This window comes from Nocardiopsis trehalosi NBRC 14201 (genome assembly GCF_001552555.1).
Classification (GTDB): domain Bacteria; phylum Actinomycetota; class Actinomycetes; order Streptosporangiales; family Streptosporangiaceae; genus Nocardiopsis_B; species Nocardiopsis_B trehalosi.
On record NZ_BCRK01000223.1, the window covers coordinates 1 to 8,399 of the forward strand.

At 77.4% G+C, this 8,399-nt stretch carries 6 protein-coding genes; all 6 read left to right on the forward strand.

All coding sequences use genetic code 11. From position 1 onward, the window contains the following. The first annotated feature begins 135 nt into the window (after window positions 1-135). The 6 genes from NT8_RS25285 to NT8_RS25310 all read left to right on the forward strand — a co-directional run bounded on the left by NT8_RS25285 (window position 136) and on the right by NT8_RS25310 (window position 8,388). Window positions 136-3,735, forward strand: a complete 3,600-nt coding sequence (locus NT8_RS25285) for a TM0106 family RecB-like putative nuclease (RefSeq protein ID WP_067974715.1) — start codon at window positions 136-138, stop codon at window positions 3,733-3,735. 60 nt (window positions 3,736-3,795) lie between these two features. Further along, window positions 3,796-4,476 carry a hypothetical protein gene (locus tag NT8_RS25290; protein ID WP_067974731.1) on the forward strand — a complete coding sequence of 227 codons (681 nt, stop codon included), beginning with the start codon at window positions 3,796-3,798 and terminating at the stop codon, window positions 4,474-4,476. 75 nt (window positions 4,477-4,551) lie between these two features. Then, a complete protein-coding gene (locus tag NT8_RS25295; RefSeq protein ID WP_067974718.1) occupies window positions 4,552-4,866 on the forward strand; it encodes a hypothetical protein in 315 nt (104 codons plus the stop codon). A 77-nt stretch (window positions 4,867-4,943) separates the two neighbouring features. Beyond that, complete coding sequence (locus tag NT8_RS25300; protein ID WP_067974721.1) at window positions 4,944-5,402, forward strand: hypothetical protein; 459 nt, start codon at window positions 4,944-4,946, stop codon at window positions 5,400-5,402. 63 nt (window positions 5,403-5,465) lie between these two features. After that, window positions 5,466-6,710 carry a site-specific integrase gene (locus tag NT8_RS25305; protein ID WP_067974725.1) on the forward strand — a complete coding sequence of 415 codons (1,245 nt, stop codon included), beginning with the start codon at window positions 5,466-5,468 and terminating at the stop codon, window positions 6,708-6,710. 34 nt (window positions 6,711-6,744) lie between these two features. After that, entirely contained in the window at window positions 6,745-8,388 is a 1,644-nt protein-coding gene (locus NT8_RS25310) for a hypothetical protein (protein WP_067974728.1), read from the forward strand. The last annotated feature ends 11 nt before the right edge of the window (window positions 8,389-8,399 follow it).

Consider the following 8,399-nt stretch of genomic DNA (forward strand, 5'->3'; position numbering starts at 1 on the left):
CTCTGCCGGGGAGCCGCGCCCCCGCTTCCGGCCCCACCGCCGCCCCCGCCACACCGTGCGGCCCCGGACGCCCGCGTTCCGACGCCCCCGCGTGGCAGAATGCCCCGCATCACGACGCCGGGGAGGGAGTGACGGGTGTTCCGCAACGAGACGGGCCGCGTGGTCTCGCCGACCGACCTCGTCGACGCCATGCAGTGCGACCACCGCAGCGCGCTGCGCACCGCCCTCGCCGAACGCGTCGACGGCGCCCCCGTCCCCGCCGACATCGACCCCCTCGTCGCCCGGCACGGCGAGGCCCACGAGCGGGCCGAACTCGACCGGCTGCGCGACCTGTTCGGCGACGGCGTCGTCACCGTCCCCAACCCCGAGCCCACCCACGCCGCCATGCGCGCCGCCGCCCGCGCCACCGCCGAGGCCATGGCCGCCGGCGCGCCCGTCGTCTACCAGGGCTGCTTCTACGAACCGGTCGAACCCGGCATCGCCTTCCACGGCCGCGCCGACTTCCTCATCAGCACCGCCGTCGACCCCGCCACCGGCGAGCGCCGCCCCGGCGCCGACGCCCGCTACGAACCCTGGGACACCAAGCTCGCCCGCCACCCCGGCCCCGCCGCCGTCCTCCAGCTCGCCGCCTACGCCGACGCCCTCGGCCGCATGGGCCCCGGCGCCCCCGAGCACATGTACCTGCTCACCGGCGACCGCGCCGTCCACGCCCACCGGGTCGCCGAGTTCCTGCCCATCCTCGCCACGGTCCGCGACCGCCTCCTGGCCCGGCTGCGCGAACCCGCCGCCCTGCCCACCCCGCTGTGGGGGCCGCCCTGCGCCGCCTGCGAGGGCTGCGGCTACGCCGCCCTGTGCGCCGACGGCCGCGCCGCCGCCCGCCACCTCTCCCTGGTCGCCGGGCTCCGCACCGACCAGGCCCGCAAGCTCGGCGACGCCGGCATCACCACCATCGACGCCCTCGCCGAGGCCACCGACGACGACCGGCCCGGCCTGCTGCCCCGCCACACCTTCACCCGGCTGCGCGCCCAGGCCGCGCTCCAGGTCCGCCAGGACGCCACCCGCCGCCCCGACGACCCGCAGGGCACCGTCATCGCCGAGGTCTACGCCGAGGAGGGCCTGGCCGGGCTGCCCGCCCCCTCGCCCGGCGACGTGTTCTTCGACATGGAGGGCTACCCCTACTTCGACGGCGCCGACGGCCGCGGCCTGGAATACCTGTTCGGCGCCGTCACCACCGCCGACGACCCCCTGGCCCGCCCCGGAGAGGGCGAACCCGCCGGCGGTGGCGGCGAGCGCTTCCACGCCTTCTGGGCCCACGACCGCACCGCCGAGAAGCGCGCCTTCGAGGAGTTCGTGGACTTCGCCACCGCCCGCGTCGACGCCGACCCCGGGGCGCACGTCTACCACTACGCCTCCTACGAGGCCGACCGGCTCAAACTGCTGTCCGCCACCTTCGCCACCCGCGAGGCCGAGGTCGACGAGCTCCTGCGCCACCGCCGCCTGGTCGACCTGTTCACCGTGGTCAAGAAGAGCCTGCGCGTCTCCCAGCGCTCCTACTCCATCAAGTACCTCGAACCCCTCTACCTGGGCGGCTCCCGGGCCGGCGAGGTCACCACCGCCACCTCCAGCATCGACGCCTACGCCGAGTACGCCGCCGCCCAGGAGGCCGGCGACACCGACCGCGCCGCCAAGGTCCTCGCCGACATCGCCGACTACAACCGCGACGACTGCGTCTCCACCGCCCGGCTCCGCGACTGGCTGGAGGACCTGCGCGCCGAGCACGGCATCACCGCCCGCCCCCTGCGCCAGGACGAACTCGCCGCCGAGGACGACGACGAGCGCGCCGCCGAGCGGCGCCGCCGCCGCGAGGAGCAGGAGGCCCGCCTGCGCGCCCTCACCGACCCCCTCCTCGACGGCGTCCCGCCCGACCCGGCCGCCCGCACCCCCGACGACGCCGCCCGCGCCCTGCTCGCCGCCCTCGCCGGCTACTACCGCCGCGAGGAGAACCCCTCCTGGTGGGACTACTTCCGCCGCGTCTCCGCCCCCATGGAGGAACTGGAGGCCGACACCGACTGCCTGGTCCCGCTGCGCGTCCTGCGCGGCGACTGGCAGGAGCCCACCGGCCGCCAGCGCCTGGCCCGCCGCGAGATCGAACTGCGCTGCGACCCCGTCCGCCCCCACCCCTTCAGCACCGGTGACACCGTGCGCCTGCTCTACCCCGGCCCGCCCGGGCAGGGCGCCGACACCGTCAACGCCACCGTCGCCACCGCCGCCGCCGACCGCGTCACCGTGGTCGAGACCGGCACCCCCGGCGAGACCTACGCCCGCGCCCCCGCCGCCGTCCTGCCCGGCCCGCCCGTGCGCTCGGCTCCCAAGGACGAGGCGCTGTGGGAGCTGGCCGCCGAGACCGCCGCCGACCTGCCCGCCCTGCCCGACACCGCGGGCGTCGACGTGCTGCGCCGCCGCCCGCCGCGCACCCGCGACGGCGCCGGCCTGCCCGACCCCGCCGAGCACGGCGGCGACCTCGTCGCCACCGTCATCGACGCCGTCGACCGGCTCGACTCCTCCTACCTCGCCGTGCAGGGCCCGCCCGGCGCCGGCAAGACCTACCTCGCCGCCCGCCTCATCACCCACCTGGTGGCCCAGGGCCGCACCGTCGGCGTCTGCTCCACCAGCCACAAGGCCGTCGAGAACGTCCTGACCGCCGCACTGGCCGCCGCGCGCGCCGCAGGCACCGACCTGCCCTGCGCCAAGCGCCCCGCCAAGAAGCCCGACCCCGAGGCCGCCTGGGACCAGCCCAAGAGCGTCAAGGAGCTGGCCGGCTGGCGGGCCGGCCGCGAGGGCGGGCACCTCGTCGGCGGCACCGCGTGGAACTTCGCCAACGAGGCGGTGCGCGCCCAGCCCTTCGACGTCCTCATCATCGACGAGGCCGGCCAGTTCGCCCTCGCCGACACCCTCGCCGTCTCCACCGCCGCCCGCGACCTCGTACTGCTCGGCGACCCCCAGCAGCTCCCGCAGGTCGTCCAGGGCACCCACGGCGAGGGCGCCGGCGCCTCCGCCCTGGAGCACCTCGTCGGCGGCGCCGAGATCATCGACCCCGCCCGCGGCTACTTCCTCGACCAGACCCGCCGCATGCACCCCGCCGTGTGCGCCCCGGTGTCGGACCTGTCCTACCGGGGCCTGCTGCACGCCCACCCCTCCACCGCCGAGCGCGCCATCGGCGGCGTCGCCCCCGGCCTGTACCGGCTGCCCGTCGACCACACCGGGCGCGCCACCCACAGCCCCGAGGAGGTCGCCGCGGTCGTCGCGGTCGCCGCCGACCTCGTCGGCCGCACCGTGCGCGAGCCCGGCGCCACCGCCGAACGCGAGCTGACCGCCGAGGACGTCCTCGTCGTCGCCCCCTACAACCTCCAGGTGCGGGCGCTGCGCGCCGCCCTGGAGGCCGCCGGACTGGGCGCGGTGCGCGTGGGCACCGTCGACCGGTTCCAGGGCCAGGAGGCCCCCGCGGTCATCTGCTCCATGACGGTCTCCAGCGCCGCCGAGGCCGCCCGCGGCCTCGACTTCGTCCTCTCCCGCAACCGGCTCAACGTCGCCCTGTCGCGCGCCCAGGTCGTGGCCGCCCTGGTGTACTCCCCGCACCTGGTGACCGCCGCCCCCCGCACCGTCGCCGAACTGCGGGTCCTCGCCGGGTTCGCCGGGCTGTGCGGCGCCGCCGCCGACTGGCCCGGCGCCCGCTGACCCGCGCCGCACCCGCACGCCCCCTTGATCATCGGCCCCGACGGGAGTTGGATGGTCGCCATGGCCACCTCCACCCCCCAGCCACCGCCGCTGTGCCCGAAGGTCATCGTCGAGGGCACCCGGCTCACCGGCAAGACCGACCTCGCCTTCGCGCTCAACGAGCACCCCCGGCTGGTCGGCGACCGCCGCTACCGCTACCACTCGCCGCTGATCTCGGGGGAGTGGAGCGGGTTCACCAACCAGGCGTGGGGGGTGAGCATGCTCGACTACGGCCCCGCCGAGGAGCCCGCGGTCCTGGAGGCGTACCGCACATGGGTGCGGATGTTCGAACTCCAGCGGTACTATTCGTGGATCGTGGACCGGTTCCACCTCTCCACGCAGGTGACCCAGTCGCGGATGGGTCGCGGACGGCCCGACTTCGACTGGCTGGAGGAGCGGCTGCGCCCGCTCGGCTTCGCCGTCGTGCTGTGCACGCGCGCCGAGGACTCCTTCGCCGCCGCCCGCGAGGAGCGGTTGCGGATCTCCGCCAACCCCGCTCAGTACGACGACCTCACCGTGTTCCTGCGCGAGCAGGAGGAGCTGCGCGCGGCCGCCGCGCGCAGCGCCCTGCCCGTCCTGGAACTGGAGGTCACCGGCCGCTCCGTGAGCGACCTCGCCGAGGAGGTGGCCGACTTCCTCGACAGCTCCGCCCTGCTCCGCATGACCGACGACGAAGGACCTCCGCGAGAACGTGTCCGCTGACCCCGCCGCCGCCTGCCCCCCGCGCCGCCCCCGCGCGGCCGCCCACCACCCCGCTGCGAGAAGGTGCCTTTCCCGGTGACGCCGATCGAGAACGGAGACGCCGACCAGCGCAACACCCGCCACCCCACCGGGGTGCGGGTCACCGCGGGGCTGCTCCTGGCCGCCTCCCTCGTCCTGGGCCCCCTCGGCTACGTCGAGGCGATCTCCGCCGACGCCGCCGCCGCCGAGTGGTACACGCTCGGCTTCGGCGCCTCGGTGGGGCTGCCGCTGCTGGCCGCCGCCATCACCACCGTCGCCGGCGACCGCCGGGCCGCCGTCTGGTCGCTGGCGCTGCTCGCCTGGCCCGTCGTCTACGTGGCGGCCGTCCACCTGCTCGTCCCCGCCGCCTGACCCGGGCACCGGCCCGCGCCCCCTAGGGTGAGGGCCGGGCGGCCGCCGCCGGCCGCCGCAGCCGACCCGGAGGACGCGTGTCTGCCAAGAAGAAGAAACCGCACCGACCCCGACGGGCGGCCGCGCCCGGCGCGGACCGGCCGCCCGCCCCCGGGGGCGCGCCGCGCACCGCCGCCCGCACCCCCGTGGTGGTCGACGAACCGCGCCCCCGCTGGCCCCTGGCGCTGTGGGCCGGCCTGGTCCTGGTCTGGGTCGCCGGATCCGCGGTGTTCCTCGTGCTCTACCTCGCCGAGGCGCTGTACCTGCTCACCGAGGAGGTCACCGACGCCGGGCGCCGCGCCGCCGGCTCCTACCTGCTCGGCCTGGTCGTGTGCGCGCTGGGTGCCCCGCTGGCCGGGGCCGTCGCCGCCGCCGTGCTGCGCCGCCGCATCGCCGCGATCCTGTTCGGCGTCGCCCTGGCCGTGTCGGCGCTCGCGCTGTTCACGGTCGCCCCGCCCGGCGAGGTCGCCGCCGCGCTCACCGGCTCCCTGGGCTGAGACCCGCCCCGCGCGGCGGTGCGCCGCGGCGCGCACCGCCGCGGTGCGCCATCATGGTGTGCTGTGAGCGGTGACGGGGAGAGCGCGGAGGTCGCGGAGATCGTGCCGGCCGAGGTGCGCGCGCGCCTGGCCCACGGCGCCGCCAGCGTCCTGGTCGACACCCGGGCCCTGGAGGACGTGCGCCGCCGCTTCGACGACGAGCAGGCCGCCGCCCTGGGCCGCTACCTGGCCTCCGCGCAGTCCGCCAACACCCTGCGCGCCTACCGGTCGGACTGGACCGCGTTCAGCGCCTGGTGCCTGGCCGAGGGCCGCCGCTCGCTGCCCGCCGACCCGGTCGACGTCGCCGTCTACCTGGCCGCCGCCGCCGACACCGTCCGCCCGGGCGACCCCGCCCGCTGGGCGCTGTCCCCGGCCACCCTGGAGCGCAAGGCGGCCGCGATCGCGGCCGTGCACGGCGCCCACGGCCTGCCCTCGCCCACCCGGGCCGACGTGGTGCGCATGACCCTGCGCGGGATCCGGCGGCGCCGCCGCGCCCGCCCCGCCCGCAAGCGGCCCGTCCTGCTCGACACCCTGGAGGCGCTGCTGGAGCAGCGGCCCGCACCCGGACACCCCACCGGGGCGGCCCGCCGGCGCGACGCCCTGCTGCTGCTCACCGGGTTCGCCGGGGCGCTGCGCCGCGGCGAACTCGCCGCCCTCACCTTCGACGACGTCACCGCCGCCGCCGACGCCCGCACCGGCGACCCCCTGCTCGTCGTCGCGCTGGGCGCCACCAAGACCGACCAGGAGGCGCGGCACGCCCAGCAGGTCGCGCTGCCCCGCGGGCGCCGCCCCGCCACCTGCCCGGTGTGCGCGTTCGCCGACTGGGCCGAGGTGCTGGAGGCCCGCCGCGACGGCGGGCCCGACGCCGTGCGCGCGCTGCTGGAGGCCGCCGCGCGCGCCGAGGAGGCGCGCGGCCCCGCGCCGGCCGCGCACCGCTGCCACACCTTCACCGGGACCGATCTGGCCGACGGCACCGGCCGCCCGCTGCTGCCCGCGGTCGACCGGCACGGCAACATCGCCGACCGCGCCGTGTCCGGGCGGGCAGTCGCCGACCTGGTCAAACGCTACGCCGAGCGCGCCGGGTTCGACCCCGCCGCCTACAGCGGGCACTCCCTGCGGTCGGGATTCGCCACCCAGGCCGCCCTCGGCGGCGCCGCCGACCGCGAGATCATGCGGCAGGGCCGGTGGACCAACCCGCGCACCGTCCACGCCTACATCCGCACGGCCGCCCCCCTCGACGACAACGCGGTCACCCGCCTGGGGCTGTAACCCGAACGTGTCTGTTATGTGGCAAGATGCCGGAGTGATCGATGAGTTTCGCGCCGCCTTCCAGGAACTGATCGACGCCTCCGTCGCGACCGATTCCCGCCAGTTCCCCACGGCCGTGCACACGGTCTACCGCCTGGCCTCCCAGGTGCCCGTGGATGAGCGGGAACTCGCCCTGGAGGCGCTCGGCCCCGTCCTCGCCGGCGGCCACACCGCGCCCGGTGTCACCGCCGACCTGTCCGTCGTCGCCGGGGCGATGGTGGAGATGGGGACCGACCCCGGTGGCACCGGCGTCGAGGTCATGCGGCTGCTGCGCAGCATGGGGCAGGGCGCCGCCGTGTTCCTCTACGCCTGGGACCGCACCGGCGGCGGAACGCCCCCCGACCCCGACGAGGTCACCGCCGCCGCCGAGGAGCGCGTCGCCGCCGAACTCGGCGAGACCGCCCCCACGGCCACCATGTGCTGGTGGACCATCCGCCGCTACGGGCTGGCCGCCAAGACCATGCTCAGCGAGTCGAGCGTGCGCCAGGCGATGCGCTCCGACGCCGAGCTGCGCGCCGAACTCGTCGCCATCTCCAACCAGCTCTCCGCCGCCCTGCCCGAGTTCGAGGAGGTCCGCGCCCTGCTGCGGATGTCCGAGGCCACCTCCGCGCTGGTGCTCGACCGCGCGTCCGGGCGCGGCTTCCGGGTGCTGTTCGACGGCATCGGCGACAACTTCCAACTGCACACCCTGCTGGCCGACGCCCTGGTCGGGGAGCAGGGGCGCGGGCTGGCCGGCGAGCGCCCCGACCCCCGCTGGACCGCGTCGTTCCGCGACGCCGACCCCGACCCCGAGGCGCGCGTGGTGCGCGGCTGGTGGAACCTGGTCGCCGTCGACGGGTCGTGGGTGTGGAACGAGGGGGTGCCCGCCGACATCCCCACGGTCGACGGCGAGCACGTGCTCGTCCTGGACGAGCAGCCCTACGCCCGCTCCTGGAGCGCCGGCCGGCGCCACCCGCACGTGCGCGGGTGGCTGGAGGTCGAGTCGGAGCTGGCGCCCGAGGAGGTGGCGCGGTGGTGGAGCCGGACCGCGCCCGCGCAGTCGCTCGGCCAGGCGGCCGCCGAAGGGGCGTCGGGGGACGCGCCGGCGGACCCGGCCTGGGAGTTCGAGTTCCAGCCCGCCGCCGGCGGGTCCGCGCCCGAGGACGGCGCGGCTGCCGCGCCGGAGGCCCCGGCCGAGGGCACCGCCCCGGTCGCCGAGGCCGCCCCGCAACCGCAGGGGTCTTCGCCGTCGGCGACCCAGCAGGTGTTCGGGTTCGTCCCCGAGGAGCCGGCCGCGCCGGACCCCCGTCCGGAACCGGCCGCCGCCGGCTGGGACGCGCCGCCGGCCGCGCCCGCGTGGGAGGAGCCGGCGCCGCCCGCCCCGGAACCGGCCGCACCGGACCCTCGGCCCGAGCCGGCGGCCACCGGCTGGGACGAGGCGCCCGCCGCGCCCGCGTGGGAGGAGCCGGCGCCGCCCGCGGCGGAGCCGGACCCCGCCCCCGCCGAGACCGCCGCCCCCGAGGAGCCGCGGGAGCGCCCGCAGCCCGCCGCCGACGCCGCGGGGGAGCGGGCCGACCCCGTGCCGCCGGGGGCCGGCTTCCTGCCGCCGCTGCCGCCCGGCGTCTCCGACAGCGCCGGCTGGGGACCCGCCTGGCGCTAGGTCGTGTTTGT

What these genes read in the sequence shown, in the direction of transcription:
- NT8_RS25290 (WP_067974731.1), top strand. Translation starts at nt 3,796, where the DNA reads ATGGCCACCTCCACCCCCCAGCCACCGCCGCTGTGCCCGAAGGTCATC.